At 70.7% G+C, this 21,312-nt stretch carries 8 protein-coding genes; 6 read left to right on the forward strand and 2 right to left on the reverse strand.

Annotated elements, in window-relative coordinates; translation table 11 throughout:
- Positions 1-11: 11 nt before the first annotated feature.
- Positions 12-878: a DUF6745 domain-containing protein gene (locus tag QMG73_RS42880; RefSeq protein ID WP_281905444.1), complete on the reverse strand. Its 867-nt coding sequence runs from the start codon at positions 876-878 to the stop codon at positions 12-14.
- 233 nt (positions 879-1,111) lie between these two features.
- Here QMG73_RS42880 and QMG73_RS42885 point away from each other — a divergent pair, with 233 nt between their 5' ends.
- From QMG73_RS42885 to QMG73_RS42905, 5 genes are all read left to right on the forward strand, one after another.
- Positions 1,112-5,353 carry a LamG-like jellyroll fold domain-containing protein gene (locus QMG73_RS42885; protein ID WP_281905446.1) on the forward strand — a complete coding sequence of 1,414 codons (4,242 nt, stop codon included), beginning with the start codon at positions 1,112-1,114 and terminating at the stop codon, positions 5,351-5,353.
- 16 nt (positions 5,354-5,369) lie between these two features.
- On the forward strand, positions 5,370-12,032 hold the full coding sequence (locus tag QMG73_RS42890) for an RHS repeat-associated core domain-containing protein (protein WP_281905448.1): 6,663 nt from the start codon (positions 5,370-5,372) through the stop codon (positions 12,030-12,032).
- The gene (locus tag QMG73_RS42895) at positions 12,029-12,514 is read left to right on the forward strand and encodes a hypothetical protein (protein WP_281905451.1); all 486 of its coding nucleotides are present in this window, start codon (positions 12,029-12,031) and stop codon (positions 12,512-12,514) included. The genes QMG73_RS42890 and QMG73_RS42895 overlap by 4 nt, the downstream gene beginning before the upstream one ends.
- Positions 12,515-12,680: 166 nt before the next feature.
- Positions 12,681-15,347, forward strand: coding sequence for an MMPL family transporter (locus QMG73_RS42900; RefSeq protein ID WP_281905453.1), 2,667 nt, complete (start codon positions 12,681-12,683; stop codon positions 15,345-15,347).
- The gene (locus QMG73_RS42905) at positions 15,347-17,398 is read left to right on the forward strand and encodes a YhgE/Pip family protein (RefSeq protein ID WP_281905455.1); all 2,052 of its coding nucleotides are present in this window, start codon (positions 15,347-15,349) and stop codon (positions 17,396-17,398) included. The genes QMG73_RS42900 and QMG73_RS42905 overlap by 1 nt, the downstream gene beginning before the upstream one ends.
- A 1-nt stretch (position 17,399) precedes the next feature.
- Here the strand turns inward: QMG73_RS42905 and QMG73_RS42910 are convergent, their stop codons facing one another.
- A complete protein-coding gene (locus QMG73_RS42910) occupies positions 17,400-20,204 on the reverse strand; it encodes an AfsR/SARP family transcriptional regulator (RefSeq protein WP_281905457.1) in 2,805 nt (934 codons plus the stop codon).
- 189 nt (positions 20,205-20,393) lie between these two features.
- Between QMG73_RS42910 and QMG73_RS42915 the strand changes: the two genes are divergently transcribed.
- Positions 20,394-20,789 (forward strand): hypothetical protein, encoded by a 396-nt coding sequence (locus QMG73_RS42915; RefSeq protein ID WP_281905459.1) that lies wholly within the window; start codon positions 20,394-20,396, stop codon positions 20,787-20,789.
- Positions 20,790-21,312 lie beyond the last annotated feature (523 nt).

Here is a 21,312-nt window from a genome sequence, read left to right on the forward strand (position 1 = left end):
CCACCCGCCCGTCAGGTCAGCATCGGGTACCAGCCGTCGCGGTACCGCACGCCGCGACGCTGGAGCCGGACCTCGTCGTGCGAGGTGCCGGGCCACTGTTCGGTGTGGACGGTCTCCGGCCGCTCCACCACGACGCACACGTCGTCGCCGGGCCACCACCAGCCGCACGAGCGCGCCACGGCGGCCCAGTCACCGAGTTGACCCAGCGCGTCCGGCTCGTACCGTGCCAGTCCCAGCCGGCGCAGGACGTCGTAGTAGGCGACCCACGCCACGTCCTGCTGCCCGTACCAGCACACCGGCACCGGACCGTCTTCGGCCAGCGCGTCCCGAACCCGCAGCGCGAAACCGGTGGCCAGACTGCGGTGCAGCGCGCCGCGGACGCCCTGGTGCAGGACGACGCCCAGCGGTACGCCCGCGTCGAGCGCCCGAAACGGTGGCAGCTCGGGCCACGGCTCCTTCTTCTTGCCCCGGCGCGCGGGAGACAGCTCCGGGTCACTGTGGACGACGCCCGCGCTCAACGCGGCCCGCAGCCGGGACACCACCATCGCGAGGGCGCTGGCCAGGGGCGGCGGGCCGGATGGGCGCGGTTCCCGTACCCAGCCGTAGAGCTGGTCGAGCGTCGGCAGACCGTCCACCATGGGCAGTGCCTTGGCCGGCGAGTCCACCCACTCGAACCGGGGTCGGGGGCGGGACATGGTCGCGTAGATCGCCGTCAGGCCACGTTCGGCGGTGGTCTTGTCGGCCGGTTGGGTGCACAGCCCGTACTCCAGCCACTCGAGCCTGATGCGGGCAGCGCGCTGCCACAGGTCATGAGCGGTGGTGTTTCGGAGGCCAACCAGAAGCGGTGCGGCGTCACTGCGCCGCACGGGCGCGGTCATCGCGCGAGGGCGTGGACGCCCTTTCGGTTGAGGATCATCCCACGATGATGGACCACACACCCGGTCGCGCGCAACCCGCCACCGCCTTCGGCTCCCACCCGCCACGGCCTGCCCGGACGAGCGGTGAAGCCGAAATGAAGACGAATTGAAAGCGGCACCCGCCACCATCCACTCGGACTCGCGTCGCCCCTCGACGGGCGGCGTTCGCTGTGGCGCGGGGAGGGTGTGCGGCGATGAGAGGGCGACGGGCATGGATCAGCGCGGTAGCCGTGATGATCGTGTGGGCAAGCGTCTTGTCGGTACCGGAGGCGGCGGTCGCCGCGCCGAACACCGCCGCGGTCGCGGGCGAGCAGTCGCCTGAGGAAGCCGCTACGGCGGCGGCGGAGGCCAGCGGCGAGCGCGTCGAGATCCTGACGGCACGGACCGAGGACCAGCAGGTGTTCGCGAACCCGGACGGTTCGTTCACGATGGAGATGTCGGCCGGGCCGGAACGGGCACGTAAGGGCACCGGCTGGGTCGACCCCGACCCCACGCTCGTACGGCGCGCCGACGGCACTATCACGCCCTCGGCGCCGGTCAACCCGGTGGAGTTCTCGGGCGGCGGGACGGCACCGCTCGCGCGACTGTCCGAATCGGACCGGTCGATCGAGCTGACCTGGCCGACCCCGCTGCCGGCGCCCACGCTGTCCGGTGACACCGCCACGTACGCCGAGGTGATTCCCGGCGTGGACCTCCAGCTGACCGCGCACGCCCAGGGCTTCTCCCCCGTGCTGGTCGTCAAGACCGCCGCGGCGGCCAGCGATCCGCGCCTGGACGAGGTGGATTTTGGGCTCGCGGCGCAGGGCGTGACGGTGATCAAGGAGTCCGACGGCAGCCTCGCCGCGCGCGACGAGGCGGGCGGCGTGGTGTTCGCCTCGTCCCGAGTGGAGATGACCGACTCGCCGGAGCCGGTCGCGGCGACCGCGAAGGCGGACGACGAGGAGCCCACCGAGCAGCCGACCGTCGGAGACCTCGCGGCGGTGGGCGAAATCGAGCTGTCCGGCGACGAACTGACCCTCATCCCGGACCAGGAGCTGCTGGACAACCCGGCGGCCACCTACCCGGTGCGGATCGATCCATACTGGTCGGCGCCCGGCAACGCGTGGGCCAAGGTGCTGAGCGGCAAGGCGGGCTCGGCGTACTGGTTCGGCGGTCAGGACGGTCCCGAGGCAAAGGTGGGCTACTGCGGCTGGGGAGGCTGCAACGGCATCGGCACCGCCCGGTCGTACTTCCAGTTCAGCACGCACGCCTTGGCGGGTGCCCACATCCTCGGTGCCGAGTTCAACGTCCGCGAGAACTGGTCTCCCTCGTGCACCGCGACACCGCTGGAGCTGTACCGGACCGATCCGATCGGCCCCGCGACCACATGGAACCACCAGCCGGGAATGTCCGGGCCGGGGACTGGTTCCCTCGGTTCCCGCACCGTCGCGTACGGCTACAACGCGAGTTGCGGCCCGAACTGGATCGGCTACCCGGTGGGCGGCGCGATCAGCCCCGGCGGCCTGACCACGTTCATGCTGAAGGCGTCGAACAACGACGAGACGCAGCGCAACAAGTACTCCTGGAAGAAGTTCGACAGCTTCGCTAGCCGCGACTTCGCGCCCCGGCTGATCGTCACCTACAACTGGCCACCGAACGTGCCGTCCGACCTGTGGGCGAACGCGGGGCGCGGACCGAGCCTCGGCTGCCCCGCCGAGCGGGACCGCGCCTTCACCTACTCGACGCGCCCGAACCTGCACGCCACGCTGACGGACCCGGACGGGCAGAACCTGGCGGCTCGCTTCGAGTGGTGGCACTACGGCGGCAGGGCTCCGGTGGGCAGCGCGCAGACCGCCGGGCAGGCGTCCGGCACGCGGCACCAGGTCACCATCCCGTCCGGCGCGTTCACCAACGACAGCCGCATCTCGTGGCGGGTGCAGGCGTTCGACGGCACCGACTGGAGCCCGTGGTCACGCTTCTGCCAACTCACCGTCGACACCACGAAACCCGGCCGGCCCAAGGTGTCCTCTGCCGACTATCCGGAGAACGGATTCAGCGGCTACGTCGGCAAGACGGGCGAGTTCCAGGTGACGGCCGCCGCCGGTGACAAGGACGTCCTCGGCTTCCAGTGGAGCCTCAACTTCCAGGACCTGCCGGCGGTGGTGAACCCGAACTCCCCGCATTTCGTGCCGGCGAAGGACGGTAAGGCAACGTTCACCGTCACACCCATGCGAGGCGGACCGAACGAGCTGTACGTCCGGGCGGTCGACCACGCGCTGAACGTGTCCGATGTGTACCGCACACCGGACAGCGACGGCAGCCTGCCGCCCGCCGGCGGCTACCACTTCCTGGTCGGCACCAGCGTGCCGCCGCCGACCGGACACTGGCCGCTCGACGGCGACTTCCACGCCGACCCGCGCAACGCGGCACCGGACCTGTCCGCCGGCAAGAAGCACGCCACCGTGTCGGGTACCAGCCCGGCTTCGGGAGCGCGGTGGACGTTCGGTCGGGCCGGGGAGTCGCTGCAACTCACGGGCGCCGACACCGGCTACGCCACCACGGGCGCGCCGGCGGTGAACACCAACGAGACCTTCAGCGTGTCGGCGTGGGTGATGCTCGACCGGCAGGACGCCGGCTCGTACGCGGCGGTCTCGCAGGACGGTTCGAAGGTCTTCGGGTTCTTCCTCGGCTACGTCGGTGACGACCAGCGGTTCGCCTTCCGGATGGTGCCGCAGGATTCCGAGACGGTCTACACAGTGCGGGCCCTGTCGACCGCGCCGCCGCGGCCCAACGTCTGGTACCACCTGACCGGCACGTTCGACTCCAGTACCAAGGAGCTGCGGCTCTACGTCAACGGCCAGCATCAGGGCACGGCCAGCATGCCCACGAGCTGGCACGCGACCGGCGCCCTGCAGATCGGGCGGGACTGGTACGACCTGCGGTACCGGGAGTGGTGGCCGGGGCGCATCGACGACGTCAAGGTCTGGAACGGGCGGCGGCTACCCGACGCCGAGATCCAGGCCCTGGCGAACACGCCGGTGGTCGAGGAGGCGTTCTATCCGCTCGACGAGGGCGTCGGCACGCGTACGGCGGACGTGTCCGGCAACTACCGGCTCGGCACGCTCACCGGCAGCGCGATCTGGCAGCCTGGCGTGGTCGGTGATCACGCGCTCGAGCTCGACGGCAACGACGACGCGGTCGTCACCAGCCAGCAGGCGGTGCGCACGGACGGCAGCTTCACGGTAACCGCGCGGGCCAGGCTCGACCAGAACGCCCGCACGACCTGGCAGACGGTGGTGAGCCAGGACGGTCCGAACTCCGCCGGGTTCGCGCTCCAGTACCGCGACGGGAAGTGGGCTTTCATCGTCTCGCCCGCAGACAGCGCGAGCCCGAACTACCTGGTGGTCCAGTCCGCGGACCCGGCCAGGACGGGGCGCTGGGTCGACCTTGCCGGCGTGTACGACGCGGCGACCGGATCGGTCCGCCTGTACGTCGGTTCCGCCGAACACACCGCACCCGGCCGGGTGACCGCGCACGTGCCCGGCAATGTCGTGATCGGACGGTCCAAACACGCCGGTGTCAACGCGTTCCACTTCGACGGCCGGGTCGACGACGTGCACCTCTACACCGGCGCGCTCACCAAGCGGGACATCACCAACGGCAACGTCAACCCCGTGACCACTCGCCCGAACCTGTACTCCGGGCAGCTGAGCCGGTTCGTCAACCACGACGGGCGGCACTTCGCGAGCAACGGGCCGGTGCCGCCGGGCACCCTGTTCGAACGCGGCCTCGGCATGATGGCGCCGCTCGACGCGAGCGACACCCGGATGCTGTACTCCTGCCAGTACAACGGTGGCTGGTTCACCTCGACGGCCGCGAACTGTGAGAACGCCACGCACACGGTACTCGGCGAGATCGGCCCGATCTACAAGAATCCGCCGCCAGGCAGGCCGTCGTACGCGTTGCACCGGTGCATGGTGCCGGACAACGGCGACCACTACAACGCCATCGGCGGTAGTTGCGAGAACGCCGCGCACACCAACGAGGGCCTGCAGGGGTACGTCCTGGCCTACCGGCAGCTCATCCGGTACGTGTCCGACCTGCCGCCGCATGACCGCCTCACGACGATCACGCTGGGCGTCATGCCCGCCGGATACCGGCCGGAGGGCACGCAGGGCATCATCGCGATGACCGGTGAGGCCGGCACCATCCCGATCCGCTCCTGTGTGGACGGTTCCGACGAGTTCCTGTCCACTCACGCGGCGTGCGACGGCGCGTCGGTACGCCGCGTCGAGGGCTCGATCTGGACCGCGCCACCGGCCTTCGCCGCCGAGAGCGCCCCGCTGTTCTCCTGTCGCGTGACGACATCCGGTGAACGATTCACCTCGCTCGACGAGTTCTGCGAGAGCGAGACGGTCGCGGGCCAGCTCGGCTTCGTCATCACCAGGCTCCACTGAGAAAGGGAGAACCGTCATGCGCAAGCACCCGACCCGGTGGCTGGCGGCGGGACTCGCCGCGATCCTGATGGTGACCCTGGCGGACCCGGCCGCCGCACACGCCGTGCCCTCCAACGCCGCGCCCGCCGTCGTGCCGAACGCACGGCAGAAGGAGCCGGTGGTACCGGTCACTCCGGTGCCGGTACGCGGAAAGCCGGCCGCGGCGGCGCCCGCCAAGACGACCGCCCTCCCGGCGACGGCCTGGCCGACGGCTGGATCGGCCGAGGTGCGGCTGCCGGCCTTCGGCGCCAAGGCCGCCGCCGCCGGCAAGCTGCCGGTGCGGGTGGCGAGCGCCCAACGCGGGACGCCCCCCACGGTGCGCGTCGACGTGCGGGACCAGAACGCCACGCGCAAGGCCGGCGTGGCGGGCCTGCTGTTCGACGTGCGCCGCACCGATCGCGTCGCCACGAAGGCACGGGTGTCGCTGTCCGTCGACTATGGACGCTTCCGGTACGCCTACGGCGGCGACTGGGCCAGCCGGCTGCGACTGGTGCGGCTGTCCGACCGCGCGGTGATACCGAGCCGCAACGACCAGCGCGCCGGCACGCTCAGCGCGCAGGTCGACGTCGGAGCCGACCCGGCGGCGTTCGCCGTGACAGCGGCGGCGTCCGGACCGGCGGGCAACTACGGCGCCACCCCGCTCGCCCTGTCGTCGTCGTGGCAGGTGTCCACCCACACCGGCGACTTCAGCTGGAGCTACCCGCTGCGCGTCCCCCCGGTGCCGGGCGAGTTGGTGCCGCAGCTCTCGCTCGGGTACTCGTCGGGCGCGCTCGACGGCCGCACGTCGGTCACCAACAACCAGCCCTCGTGGGCCGGTGACGGGTTCGACCTGACGACCGGCTACATCGAACGGTCGTACAAGGGCTGCGCCGACGACCTCGGCGGCAACAACGGGCAGCGCAAGACCTACGACCAGTGCTGGTTCAACGAGAACGCGACACTGTCACTGGCCGGCCACTCCGGGCCTCTGCTGCGGATCAGCGACACCGAGTGGAAGCTGAAGAACGACGACGGCTCGCGCATCCAGCGGCTCACCCGGGCCGCCAACGGCGACAACGACGGCGAGTACTGGAAGGTCACCACGCGCGAGGGCATCCAGTACTTCTTCGGCGTGAACCAGTTGCCCAACTGGGCCGCCGGCAAGGCTGAGACGAACTCGGTGCAGACCGTGCCGGTGTTCGGCAACAACACCAACGAACCGTGCAACACCGGCACCTACGCCGGGTCGGTCTGCACCCAGGCGTACCGGTGGAACCTCGACCACGTGGTCGATCCGCGCGGCAACACGATGAGCTACTGGTACGAGAAGGAGTACAACTGGTACGGCCTCGATCTCGGCCGGCAGACCGTCAGGTACGACCGGACCAGTGTGCTGAAGCGGATCGACTACGGCACCCGGCACGGCGAGGAGCTGGCCGGCACCGCGCCGGCGCGGATCGTCTTCGGCAGCGCCCCCAGGTGCGCTCCTGACAAGAACTGCACGCTGGAGAACCCGGACAGCTATCCCGACGTGCCGTTCGACCAGAAGTGCGCGGCCAACTGCACCGACAAGGTGTCGCCGACGTTCTGGGCGACCCAGCGGCTGGCCAGCGTCACCACATACGTGGGCGCGGAAGACGTCGACCAGTGGACGCTCACGCACAGCTTCCCCCCGCCGGGCGACCACGAGGCGCCAGGGCTGTCGCTGGACCGCATCGTCCACACCGGACTGTACGGCGGCGAGGCGGCGATGCCACCGGTGACGTTCCGCAAGGAGGCGTTCGCCAACCGGGTCAACAACGACAGCGACGGCATCGCCCCGCTGGCCAAGTTCCGCGTGACCGCTGTGGACAACGAGTACGGCGGCGTGGTCAGCGTCAACTACGCGCCGACCAACTGCACCGCGAACGCGTTGCCGAGGCCGGAGTCCAACCCGCTGCGCTGCTTCCCGGTGTACTGGCAGCCCGAAGGCGGGCAGGCACGCACCGACTGGATGCACAAGTACGTCGTGGCGAGCGTGACGCAGTACGACGGCGTCGGTGACGCGCCCACGGAGGTGATGTCGTACGAGTACCGCGACGGCGGCGCCTGGCGCTACACCGACAGCGACCTGATCAGCCCGGACCGGCGCACCTGGTCCGAGTGGCGCGGCTACGCCAACGTCGTGGTGCGCCACGGCGACGACCGCGGCGTGCGGTCGGTCAGCGAGTACCAGTACTTCCGCGGCATGAACGGCGACCACCAGCCCAGCGGCACCCGCACCGCCTCCGTCCCGGACAGCCAGGGCGGTTCCGTGCCGGACGACGACCAGTTCGCCGGACAGATGCGGGAACGGCGCATCCGCGACGACGAGGGCGGCCCGGTCGCCAGCATCACCATCAACGACATGTGGTCGCGCCACACGGCTACGCACGGCAAGCTGCGGGCGTACCAGGTGGACACCGCGGCCGTGCGCGAGTACGGCGCGCTGTCGTCGGGCGGGTGGCGTCGCAGCCAGGTGAACCGCGTCTACAACGACGACGGCCTGGTCGAGAAGGTCGACGAGCAGGGCGACCTCGCCGTCACCGGCGACGAGGAGTGCACGCGCACGTGGTACACCGGCAGCCGGCCCACGCGCACCGAGACGGTCGCCGTCTCCTGTGCCACACCGCCCGTGTACCCGCGTGACGCGATCTCGGACCTGCGCACGACGTACGACGACGCCGGCAACGCCATCAAGGCCGAGCAGGTCGTGGAGTACGCCGGCGGCGAACCGGTCCTCGCCACCACCAACAGGGCCACCTACGACCGGTACGGCCGTCCACTGGAGACGTTCGACGCGCTGGACCGCAAGACGACGACCGGATACACCGAGACCGGCGGCCTGAACACCGAGATGACGGTCACCAACGGCCTGAACCACACCACCACGACGGAGGTGTCACCCGCCTGGGGCGAGCCAGTGGCCACCGTGGACCCGAACGGCCGCCGCACCGACGTCGAGCACGACGCCCTTGGGCGGGTGACCGGCGTGTGGCTGCCCGGGCGCCGGAAGGACGTCGGCGAGGGCCCGAACCTCGCCTACCACTACCAGCTCCGCAACGACCGCCCGAGCGCGGTCTCCACGGAGACCCTGCGAGCCAACGGCAACTACGTCACCAGTTACGTGCTGTATGACGGCTTCCTGCGCCCCCGGCAGACCCAAGGGCCGGGCTGGGGCGACGGCGGCGTGGTCGACGGCCGGGTCATCACCGACACCATCTACGACTCGCGCGGCCTCGTCTCCCAGACGAACGCCAGCTACTACGCGGAGGGCGCACCCGGCACCACCCTGGTGGCCGCCGGCGACAACACGATCCCCTCGCAGACCATCACCGTCCACGACGGACTCGGCCGTCCCACCCACTCCATCCTCCAGTCGTTCGGCGTCGAGAAGTGGCGCAGCAGCGTCACGTACCACGGCGACCGCACCGACCAGACGCCACCGGCCGGCGGCACCGCCACCACCATGTACACCGACGCCGAGGGCAAGACCACTGAGCTGCACCAGTACCGTGGCCCGGCGCCCACCGGTCCGGCGCAGATCACCCGATACACGTACACCAACGCGGGGCAGCTGGCCACGGTCACCGACCAGGACGGCCGGCAGTGGCGTTACGAGTACGACCTGCGCGGCCGCCGCCTCAAGACGCACGACCCCGACACCGGCACGTCCAGTTCCACATACGACGCCGCCGGCCAGGTGCTGACCACGACCGACGCCCGCGGCCAATCCCTCAAGTTCGTCTACGACACACTCGGCCGCAAGACCGAGGAGCGTGCGGTCACCGCCGACGCCGAGCCGCTCCGTGCGAAGTGGACGTACGACGTCCCCCTCAAGGGGCTCCCGACGTCCAGCAGCCGTTTCGAAGGAGCCAACGAGTACAAGACGACGGTGACCGGCTACGACGCCGCGAGCCGGCCGACCGGCAGCAGGCTGACGATCCCTTCCGTCGAGCAGGGGCTCGCCGGCAACTACGACAGCAGCGTCACCTATCGCGTGGACGGCAGCGTCGCCTCCACCACGCTCCCCGCCGCCGGCGACCTCGCCAAGGAGACGCTCACCTTCGAGTACGACGACCTCGGCCTGCTCAAGACCACCAGCGGGGCGGATTCGTACGTCGACGACACGTTCTACAGCCGCTTCGGTGAGCTGTCACAGCTCTCCATCGGCGACGCCGGTGCGCACGTCTGGAACACCCTCTACTACGACTACGCCACCCGCCGCCCGGCCCGGTCGCTCGTCGAGCGCGAGAAGGCCACCGGCGTACAGGTCAACGACCTCCGGTACCACTACGACCCGGCCGGCAACCTCCACAAAATCGAAGACGTGCCGGCGGGCGGCACCGCCGACCGGCAGTGCTTCACGTACGACCACCTGCGGCGGCTGACCGAAGCCTGGACGACGGCCGGCGACTGCACCCTCGGCACCGTCGCCGGCAACAGTCCATACTGGACGTCGTACCGGTACGACACCGACGACGACACCAGCGGCAACCGCACCAGCGAGACCCGCCACGGTCTCGGGGGCGTCGCCGACACCACCCGCACCTACCGGTACGAGCAGGCCAGCCACGCCCTCGAATCCGTCATCACCAGCGGACCCAACGGGTCGATGGAGGACCGCTTCGGGTACGACGAGTCCGGCAACACGACCACGCGCAACCTCAACGGCTCCACGCAGACGCTGACCTGGGACACCAGCGGCCGGCTGGCCAGGGCCCGCTCCGCCGACGGCAAGGACACCAGCTTCGTCTACGACGCCAACGGCAGCCGGCTGCTGCGGCGCGATCCCACCTCTGTCACGCTCTACCTCGGCGGTCAGGAAATCAAGCTGGACAAGACCAGCGGCGTCGAGACCGGCACCCGCTTCTACTCCCATGGTGGCCTGTCCGTCGGTGTACGGACGGCGGCGGGGTTGCACTGGCGGGTCTCCGACCACCACGGCACCGCCATCAGCACGCTCAAGTCCGACACCCTCGCCGTCACCCGGCGCCAGTCGATGCCGTTCGGCGAGACCCGCGGCACCGCGCCCAACAGCTGGCCGGACGACAAGGACTTCGTCGGCGGCACCCGCGACGACTCGGTCGGCCTCGTCCAACTCGGCGCGAGGTCGTACGACCCGGCACTCGGCCGGTTCATCTCGGTCGACCCGATCATCGACCCGAGCGATCCGCAGCAGCTCAACGGCTACGCGTACGCCAACAACAACCCGATCAGCATGAGCGACCCGGACGGCCTGAAGGTCTTCGTCGACGTCGACGGCCAGGTGTCCATCCCGTCGCTGAAGTACGCGACGAAGGCTCAGATCAACAAGGCCGCCGCCAAGGCCAAGAAGATCCAGCAGGCCAACAAGAAGATCAAGCAGAAGCGGGCGGCGGCCATCAAGGCCACCGGCCACACGCAGGAGGAGTACGAGAAGGCCAAGCTGATCCAACAGAAGAGCGTGCTCGACGTCGTCATCGAGGCCGGCGGCATCATCCTCCAGGAGTTCCTCGGCATCAACGACATCAAGGACTGCTTCGGCGGCGGCAGCATCGGCGCCTGCATATCCATGGTCATCGGTGTCATCCCATGGACCAAGCTGCACCGGATAGGTGACCTGATCGGCGCCGTCAAGAAGGCGTGGAACGCCGTCATGAACTTCGACAAGATGAAGGACTGGGCGAAGGGCGTCACCTCAGCGGTCGAGAAGGGAATGAAAGACTTCAACGACTGGCTGAAAAAATCCGGCTCGCCCAGCGCACCCGCGTGCACGACCGCCGGCGCCGCCCACAGTTTCCGGGCCGATACGAAGGTCCGCATGGCGGACGGCTCCCGCAGACCGATAGCCCAGGTGAAGCTGGGCGACAAGGTCCTCGCCACCGACCCCGAGACCGGTAGGACGACGGCGCAACGGGTCACCGCTCTTCACGTCAACCGCGACACCGACCTGACCGACGTGACCGTGACGGTAACTGACAAACGAACGCCAGCAAGGCGCGCCGCCGGGCCACAACTGGCGCTGGCTGGACTGGCGGCGGTCGGCGCTCTGGCCGCGGGCACCACGACGGTCCTGCACACGACCGACCACCACCCGTTCTGGGACGAGACGGCCAAGGTCTGGGTCGGCGCCGGCGACCTGGCAGTCGGCCACGAGCTACGCACCGCCGACGGCCGCGTGGCCACGGTGACCGGCGTCCGCTCGTTCCCCGGCCCCCAGACCATGCACGACCTGACGGTCGACGCCATCCACACCTACTACGTCCAGGCTGCCAACACGCCGGTACTCGTCCACAACTGCGGCAGTGCTGTCGAAGCCGCCTCGATTGACGATTTGACAGACCTGGCAAAGGGCAATCCGGGAGACGCCTTAAGCCCAGCGGGAAGGGCCTACCAAAAACACACCAATCCTGCCACTCGCACGCCGGCCCACATCGAGAAATATGACGTTGGACCGGTCACTACCAACGCCGATAGAACGCTGATCGGCAACTACCACGTGGAAGACATCATGACGAACCCCAGCGTCGTCGAGACTGTGAATCACAGTGCGAGCGCGCACTATGGCGGCATCACTCGAGACTTCAAACTGCCGGGCGACGGGCGAGGCGTAAGATGGAGCATGCGAGGAGGCGTCGCTACGTTCGAAGGATTCCTGTGATCGGGCCAACGTATCGCTACAGCGAGTTCGCTCCGATTTTCAGTGACGAGTTCGGCGCGGTGCGCGACATCTACGTGCTGGGGAGCACCCTGGAAACGTGGGATAGCCTGCTGGTCGGGCTGCTGGATTCAGAATGGGAAATGGAGTTCCGTCTAGGGCAACAAGCAGTCGAACTCGTATCTGCGGTGCAGATCTTCGAACAGGTCCGCCGTGAGGCGGAAACCTATACGTTGCGCGTCACGGTGGGAGGGTCGTGGATCTGGTGCCACTTCTACACCGTAGAAGAGATCGAGTTGAGCTTCCAGGCCAGCCAGATCGATTCCGACTCCGCCTTCCAACACCTGGTGTCGTTCATGTTCTGGTTGGCCGACACCTTGAAACGAAACGTCAAGCTCACGCTTGAGGCACCCAGCGGCCAACGGGCAGATCCACTCATGCTTGCGCGTCCAGGCTCTCCGCGACTAGAGGTATTCGAGATCTAAAATCCGGTGGGGGTGTGGGGCGCGGAGGGTGAGGCCGCGGGAGCGGCGGTCTTGCGCACGACGGGCGTCGCGGTAGCCCGGAAGGCATCTGGAGATCATCCGGCGTGATCTTCTGGGCTCTTGATCGTTACACCACGTAATTGGTGATCAGAGCCCAGGAGCCGCCTTGTCCTCGTTCCTTTACCGGTTGGGCCGGACGGCCGTGCGGGCTCGCGGGCTCGTCCTCGCGATCTGGTTGTTCGCGCTGCTCGCGATGGGCACCCTCGCGTCCACATTCAACCAGGGCACGGACGACACGTTCGCGATACCGGGATCGGAGTCGCAGGACGCGCTGGACTACCTCGGTCGGGTGTTTCCGGAGGTCAGCGGCGCGCTGGCGCAGCTGGTACTCGTCGTGCCGGAGGGCCAGCGGGTCGACACGGCGCAGACCGAGGCCGCCGTGTCGGCGGCGGTGGAGCGGGTCAAGGGCGTGTCCCAGGTGGCCACGGTGGCTGACCCGGCCGTGTCCGCCGACAAGCGGGCCACGCTCGTCGCGGTACCGCTCACCGTGGATCTCGCTCAGGTTACGCCGGCGACGAAGAGTGACCTGTCGGCCATCGCCGCCGACCTGGCGGCGACCGTCGGTGACGGGGCTCAGGTGTACACCGGCGGCGACGCGTTCTCCAACCGGGTACCCAAGCTCAGCCCCACCGAGGCGACCGGCCTGGTCATCGCGCTGATCGTGCTCCTGTTGACGTTCCGGTCGATTGTCGCCGCCGTGATGCCGCTGTTGACGGCCGTGCTCGGCGTGGGCATCGCGATCGGGGCGATCTACCTGGGAACGCTGGTCACGCCGATCTCGTCGACCGCGCCGATGCTGGCGGTGATGCTCGGCCTCGCGGTCGGCATCGACTACGCGCTGTTCCTGCTGTCTCGGCACCGCGACCAGCTCGCCGAGGGGCTCGACGTCGAGGAGTCGATCGCGCGGGCCACCGCCACCGCCGGGTCGGCGGTCATCTTCGCCGGCCTGACCGTGGTGATCGCCCTGCTGGGGCTCGCGGTCGCCGGGATACCGTTCCTCACCACGATGGGCGTCGCCGCCGCGGTCGCGGTCGGGCTGGCGGTCGCCATCGCGGTGACGCTCGTGCCGGCGCTGCTGTCGTTCGCGGGCGGGTCGCTGCGCCCGCGTACCAAAAAGAGGGCCCGACGGCCGCGGATCGCACAAAGGTGGGTGCGCGCGGTCACGCGCGCGCCGCTCGTGACCGTGCTGGTCGTGGTCGCCGGCCTCGCCGTGTGCGCGCTCCCGGCGGCCGGCCTGCGGCTGGCGCTGCCCGACAACGGCACCGAGGCCGAAGGCAGCCAGGCACGCACGGCGTACGACGTGGTCGCTGACCACTTTGGACCCGGCTACAACGGGCCGCTGATCGTCACGGCGGACATCATCACCAGCACCGATCCCGTCGGCCTCGTCGACAAGATCGCCGCCGAGCTCCGCGCGATTCCCGGGGTGGCGTCGGTGCCGCTGGCCACGCCCAACCCCAAGGGCGACACCGGAATCATCCAGGTCGTCCCAGCCAGCGCGCCGGACTCCCCCGAGACCGAGAAGCTCGTCACCGCGCTGCGGGGCAAGGAGAAGCACTTCCTCGACGCGTACGGCACCCGGACCGCGGTCACCGGCATCACCGCCGTGGGCATCGACGTGTCCGCCAAGCTCGGCGGGGCGCTGCTGCCGTTCGGCGTCCTGGTCGTCGGCCTGTCGCTGATCCTGCTGGCGATGGTGTTCCGGTCGGTGTGGGTGCCCATCAAGGCGACCGCCGGGTACCTGCTGTCGGTCGGTGCCTCGTTCGGCGCCACCTGGTGGGTGTTCGGGCAGGGGCACCTCGCCGAACTCCTCGACGTGACGCACACCGGCAGCGTCATCAGTTTCCTGCCCATCATTCTCATGGGTGTCCTGTTCGGACTCGCCATGGACTACGAGGTTTTCTTGGTCTCCCGCATCCGCGAGCACTACGTCCACCATGGAGACCCGGCCCAGGCCATCGAGTCCGGCTTCATATCCGCGTCGCGGGTCGTGGTCGCGGCCGCGGTCATCATGTTCGCCGTCTTCGCCGCGTTCGTGCCCGAGGGCAGCGCCACCATCAAACCCATCGCGTTCAGCCTCGCCGTCGGGGTGTTCGTCGACGCGTTCCTGGTGCGGATGACCCTGGTACCGGCTGTGCTGGCCCTGCTCGGGCACCGCGCCTGGGGTCTACCGCCCAAACTGGACCGTGCCCTGCCGGTCTTCGACGCCGAAGGCGACACCCTCGTCCACGAGCTGCGCCTCGCGGACTGGCCCGGCACCGACGAGGCGATCAGCGCCCGCGACCTGCGTCTACACGACGACCGCGGCCGCCCGGTCTACGCCGATGTCGGCATCCGCCTGCCGCGCGGCGCCGTTCTCGTGCTGCACGGGCCCGGCCCGACCGGCAAGACCGCGCTGCTGATGACGCTCGCCGGCCGGGTCACGGCGCACAAGGGCGACCTCAAGGTGCTCGGCCGGGTGCTGCCCCAGCACGCGCACGCCCTGCGACGGTCGGTCGCGGTCGCGCGCTGCCACGAGGATCCCGACCCGTCCACTGTGGTCAACGCCGCGCTCGACGACGGCGTCGACCTTGTCCTGCTGGACGACGTCGACCTGGTACTGCGCACCGACGCCCGCGCCGCGCTGCGCGACATCCTCGCCCGCCGCCGCACGGCCGCCGGCCGGCACGTCTCGGTCGTGCTCACCTGCCAGGACCCCGACCGGGTCCGTGACCTGCTGCCCGAGGACACGCACCTGCTCACGCTCGCCGCTTCGCCCGCGGAGGTTCCCTGATGCTCACGCCGTTCTCCAACTCCGCCCGCGCGCTCGCCTCGGGTCCGCTGACCTGGCGCACCTGGACCGGCCTGATCGTCGTACCCGTCCTCATCGCCGGCCTCCTCACGTGGGCGTACTGGGCGCCGGACACCGACCACGGCACCGCCACCGCCGCGGTCGTCAACGACGACGAGCCGGTGACGGTGAACGGGCAGACCGTGCCGCTGGGCCGGCAACTGGCCGGCGACCTCACCCACAACCCGGACTCCGCCTACACCTGGGTACTCACCGACAGCGCGGACGCCTCGGACGGCCTGGAACGCGGCGCGTACACGGCCACGGTCACCATCCCGAAGGACTTCTCCGCGCGGGCCACCTCGCCGGTCACCGGAAAGCCGCTCGACGCGACGAAGGCGGAGCTGCGCATCCACACCTCCGACGCCGCGGGTGTCGCCGATCCCGCGCTGAGCACGGAGGTGGCCGAGGCGACGCAGCGCACGCTCAACCAGCAGGTCGTGCGGACCTATCTGGACAACGTGTACGTCGCGTTCGGCACGATCCACGAGCAGATCGGCGAGGGCGCCGACGGCGCGAAGCAGCTCACCATCGGCACCGGCAAGCTCCGCACCGGCGCCAAGCAGGTCGACGACGGCGCCGCGCGGCTCGCCACCGCCGCGGGCGAGCTGGCCAGCGGCGCGGACGAGCTCGCTTCCGGTACCGCCCAGCTGGCCGCCGGATCGGCGCGGCTGTCCGACGGGCTGACCCAGGCCGAACGCGACACCGCGCGCCTGCCCCAGCTCACCCGCGAACTCGCGGACGGCGCCGCACGGGTGGCCCAGGGCAACGAACAGCTCGCCGGCACCGTGGTCCCGCTCGCCAACCGCATCATCGCCGCGATCGACGCCCTGCCGTCGGCTCGCGCGGCGGCGGCCGAGTTCCAGCGCCTCGCAGACCAATGTGGACCGAGCGGCGGCGGTTCGGCGTTCTGCGAGCGGCTCGACGGCGCGGCGAAGCGCTTCGCGCGGGACGCCGACGCGATCGACGGTGCCAAGGCGCGCATCCGGGCCGCGGCCGTCGAGGCGCGCGACTCCGTCACGGCGCTCGCGACCGGCGCGCGGCAGGTGGCCGGCGGCAACGCCCAACTGGCGGAAAGCGCCGGAACCCTCGCGAACGGTATCGCCAGCGCGGCCAGCGGCGCCCGCCAGCTCGACGACGGGATACAGCGGACGGACACCGGCGCGCGGCAGCTCTCGGACGGCGCCGACCGGGTGGCGGCGGGCGCCACCGACCTGCACACGGGCACGAAGAAGGTCGACGCGGGTGCCGGCCAGGTCGACGACGGCGCCAAGCGGCTCGCGACCGAGCTGGGCAAGGGACGCGATCAGGTACCGTCCTATTCGGACGCCGAACGGGCACATCTCGCGGCGGTCGTCGCCGACCCCAGTACCGCCACCACCGACCGCACCCCGGTCGGCACGCTCGCGATCACCCTGGCCGCCGCGCTCGCGTTGTGGGCGCTCGCGCTGGCCACGTACATCGTCACCCGGGCGGTCCCCGACGCGGTGCTGACCGCCCGCGAACCGACGTGGCGCATCATCGTGCGCGCCGCGCTGCCAGGCGCCACCGCCGCCGCCCTCGCCGCCCTCGCCATCACGGCGATAGCGGTACCCGTGCTGGACCTCGGCGCCGGCCGGTCCGCTGGCTTCCTGGCCGTCGCGCTGCTCGCGGCCGCGGCGTTCGTCGCGCTCAACCAGGCGGTGACGGCCATCTTCAAGCGGCCGGGGCGGCTGGCCTCGCTCGCGGTGCTGGTGCTCACCGCCGCCACCGGTGTGGTGTCCACACTGCCCGGTCCGCTGTACACGGTCGCCGGTCACCTGCCGACGTACGCCGCGACCCTGGCGCTGCGCTCGGTGGTCACCGGCGGTCCCGGGCTGGTCACCGGCGTTACGCACCTGTCCGTCTGGCTCGCCGTCGGCGCCTTCGCCACCATCCTCATCACCGACCGCCGCAGATACCTGACCGGCCGCCAACTCCGCCGCGGCGCACCCCTCCCCGCGACCACCTCGTGAGTCAGGCCTGCTGATCCAGGCGGACGCGGGCCTTGTCGGCGTCCGGGTGGTCCAGCTCGTCCAATATGGACGCCGCCAGGCGCCACGCCTCGCCGGCCGCGCCGGAATCGCCCTGGGCGTAACGGGCGTCGCCGAGCCGGATCAGCGTCCACGCCTCGCCGTACCGCTCACCGCCGTCCCGCCGCAGCACGAGAGACGCCTCGTAACACGCGATCGCGCGCTGCCCGTCGCCGAGGCGGTGGTGCACGTACCCGAGGCTGTCCCACGAGGTCGCCTCGCCGTACGGGTCACCGATCCGCTGCTGCAGGCTCAGCGCCTCGGCGCACAGCGCCAGCGCCTGCCGGTGCTCGCCGAGGCGGGCGTGGCACCAGCCGGTGGAGTTCAGGGCGAACGCCTGCCCCGCCACGTCGTTGACGCTGCGGAACAGGCGCAACGCGTGCTCGGCGTGGTCCAGCGCCCCGAGCAGGTTGCCCCGCATGTCGGAGAGCTGTCCCAGTACGTGGTGCGTGTACCCGAGGCCGCCCCGGTCACCCAGCTCGCCGCTGAGCCGCAGGGCCACCCGCAGGTGCGTCTGCGCGTCGTCGAGCCTGCCGAGCTGCCGGTGCGCGCGGGCCAGGCCGCGGTGGGCGCGGGCCAGCTCGTACCGGTCCCCCAGCCGTTCGAGCGCGTGCAGCGCCGCCGACTGGGTCGCCATCCAGTCCTGCCACCGGCCGCTGCGCGCCAGGTAGCCGCCCAGCGCCCACGCGAGCTGCCAGGCGTGCCCGTCCAGTCCACTGTCGACCGCCTGGCGGACGCAGGCGAGCAGCACCGCGCGCTCGGCGGCGAGCCACGCCAGCAACGCCGGGCGGTCACCGAGCCGTTCGGGTGACACGCCGGGCGCCGGGTCGGTGGGCGCCCCGGGGTGGTCGCGGTGCGGGTTGAGCCGGTACGCGGCCGCGTGCGCGGTGTGCAGGTAGTGGTCGAGCGCCCGGCGGACCGCGGCCCGGCGCTGGTCGCTGGACTCGCACCCGCCGGCAAGCTCGACCGCGTACGCCCGCAGCAGATCGTGCAGGGCGTACCGCCCGTGGGCGTGCTCGGCGAGCATGTGGATGCGCGCGAGCTCGGCGAGCAGTTCGCGCACGCGCGCCCGGGGCAGGCCAGCGAGGCTGGCCGCCGCCGGTGCGGAGATGTCGGGGCCGGGGTGCAGCGCGAGCACCCGGAACAGGCGCGCCGCGTCGGCGGTCAGCTGCCGGTACGACCAGGCGAACACCGACCGCGCGTCGGTGACCGCGTCTTCGCCGGCGAGCGCCTGGATGCGCCCCCGCGCGTCGCGCAGTTCGCCTGCCAGCGCGGCGAGCGGGAAGTCCGGGTGGGCGACCGCGCGGGCCGCCACGATGGTCAGCCCGAGCGGCAGCCGCCCGCAGTGCTCGGCGATCTCCTCGGCCGCCCGCCGTTCGCGGGCCACACGCTCGCCGCCGATCCGTGCCTGGAGCACCCGCGTCGCCTCACGCGCCGTGAGCACGTCCAGGGTGAGCAGGTGGGCGCCGGAGTGCGCGACCAGGCCGGTGAGCTGGTTGCGGCTGGTCACCACGACCACGCTGCCGGCGGTACCGGGCAGCAGCGCCCGCACCTGGTTGGCGTCGTGCGCGTTGTCGAGCAGTACGAGCATCCGCCGGCCGGCGACAAGGCTGCGGTACAGGCCGATCTGGTCGCTGGGCTCGTCCGGGACGCGGTGCGCCGGGACGCCGAGGGCGTGGAGGAAGCCGCGGATCGCTTCGGCCGGCCGCATCGGCGAGTTCGAGGGGTCGAAGCCGCGCAGGTTCACGTACAGGTGACCGTCGCGGAACCGGTGTGCGACCCGGTGCGCCCAGCGCACGGCGAGGGCCGTCTTGCCAACTCCGGCGGTGCCCGCGATCGCGGCGATGACGACCGTGGCCGGGTGGGCGTCCACTTCGGACGGCAGCAGCGCGTCGAGCCGGGCGAGGCTGCTGGAGCGGCCGGCGAAGTGGCTTGTGGCGGCCGGCAGCTGGCGCGGCGGTGGCAGCGCGAGCCAGCCGCTCGCGGCCGCCGGATCGAGCGGCGCCTCACCGCTGAGCACACCGCGATGGATCTCGGCGATCGGCTGGCTCGGCTCGATACCCAGTTCGTCGGTGAGCAGCCGGTACAGCCGCTGGTACGCGTCCAGGGCGTCGGCGCGGCGACCGGCCCGGTACAGCGCGGTCATCAGGTGGCCCCAGAACCGCTCCCGCAGCGGATACAGCCTCGTCAGGCTCTGGAGCTCGGTGACCAGGTCGGCGCCCCGGCCCGTGGTCAGATCCAGCTCGATCCGCCGTTCCAGCGCGGCCAGGCGCCGGTCGACCAGTCGCGATGCCTCGACCCCGTCCAGCCACGCCGATCGCGCACCCTCGAACGGCTCACCACGCCACAGCGCCAGCGCCTCCACCAGCAACGCCCGCTCGGCCTCCACGCCAGTGGCCGACGCGGCCGCGTCGAGCAGCCGCGTGAACCGCACCGCGTCGACCCGGTCCGGTTCGACGTCCAGCACGTACCCGCCCGGCACGGTGCGGATCGCCTCGGCGCCCAGTCGCCGGCGCAACCGGGTCACGTAGAGCTGCGCGGTCCGCCGCGCGTCTCTGGGCAGTTCCTCTCCCCATACCGCTCTGGCCAGCCGGTCGACGGTGACCGGCTCACCCGCCGACAGCGCCAGCACCACCAGTACCGTGCGCAGGCGGCCTGCCGTCAGCGTCACCGGACGGCCGTCCACCGACACCTCGAACGGCCCCAATACAGCGATCCGCTCCCCCGTCACCGCGTCCCCCGTCGTCACCGCGCGTCGTCGCGCATGGTCCACAGTGGCGCGATATCCACCGGTGCGCATACGTTCCTCGACGTATTCCGTCCGGTTCCTTGGGGCAGCCGTCGGAAATCTTGGGCTTGCCCGCGATACCCCCGGCTGGTATGTTGCCAGTCACCGGATACCGTACCCCCCAGGGGTATAAACGGAGGGGCAGGCGTCATGAAAAGGCACTTCGTCGAGATGGTCGTCGCGATGTTCGTCAGCATGGGCGTCTTCGCCGCGGCGTGGGCGGGCGGCGAGGCGCTGACCGGCCTGTCGTTCCCGCACGCACCGGAGGCGATGGCGCTGCGGATGGCGTTCGACATGTCGGTCGGCATGGTGGTCTGGATGCGCTACCGCGGGCACGGATGGGCCCCGACCCTGGAGATGGTGGCCGCCATGTTCGCGCCCGCCGTCCTGCTCGCACCGCTGAGCATGGCCGGCGCGATCTCCGGCCACGTCCTGATGATCGCCACACACGTCGCGATGCTGCCACTCATGCTGGTCGTCATGCTCCGCCGCCGCGCCGAGTACGGGCACGCCCACCGCGGTATCGGAACCGCTACAACCCCCTAATGATCGGGTGGGCTGCCGCGACGCGCGTCGCGGTCAAGGCCGTCGCTCCCGCGGCCCCGCCCTCCGCGACACACAACCAATACCGGCTCGCGCCTGACAGTTCGATCCAGCCCGCTGCCGAAGCAGTCCGCGGACGCCCCTGAGACCCCGGAGCGACGGCCCGGCCCGCGCCGGGCCGTGCCGGCCTGGCGCGCGGCGATCAAGAAGCCCCTGGCCCTGCGGGGCCACCCACAGGTGGGTGAAGAGGGGCAAACCAGCCCGCACCCGTCCTCCCCCGACGCCACCGCCACCGCCTCCGCCTCCGCGCCCCGCGCCGCCTCTCGCCGATCAAGGGCAAACGCACGCGGTTGGATCTCTTCTCCGTGCACGTCCGCCCCCAGGTCAGCCTGGCACGGCGTGTCGCCACGCCCAGCACGCCGATCAAGGACAAATGCACGGCTCTTCGCCCCGATGTGTGGGTTGGGGTCGGGTTGGTGATTGGGGCACGCCGTTGCCTGGCCTAGGTTTCGGACTGTCTGACGGT

The organism is Phytohabitans aurantiacus (genome assembly GCF_027923225.1).
GTDB classification, from domain to species: domain Bacteria; phylum Actinomycetota; class Actinomycetes; order Mycobacteriales; family Micromonosporaceae; genus Phytohabitans; species Phytohabitans aurantiacus.

Coding starts and splice junctions, on each gene's coding strand:
- QMG73_RS42880 (WP_281905444.1), bottom strand. CDS start 878: ATGACCGCGCCCGTGCGGCGCAGTGACGCCGCACCGCTTCTGGTTGGC.
- QMG73_RS42885 (WP_281905446.1), top strand. CDS start 1,112: ATGAGAGGGCGACGGGCATGGATCAGCGCGGTAGCCGTGATGATCGTG.
- QMG73_RS42890 (WP_281905448.1), top strand. CDS start 5,370: ATGCGCAAGCACCCGACCCGGTGGCTGGCGGCGGGACTCGCCGCGATC.
- QMG73_RS42905 (WP_281905455.1), top strand. CDS start 15,347: ATGCTCACGCCGTTCTCCAACTCCGCCCGCGCGCTCGCCTCGGGTCCG.
- QMG73_RS42915 (WP_281905459.1), top strand. CDS start 20,394: ATGAAAAGGCACTTCGTCGAGATGGTCGTCGCGATGTTCGTCAGCATG.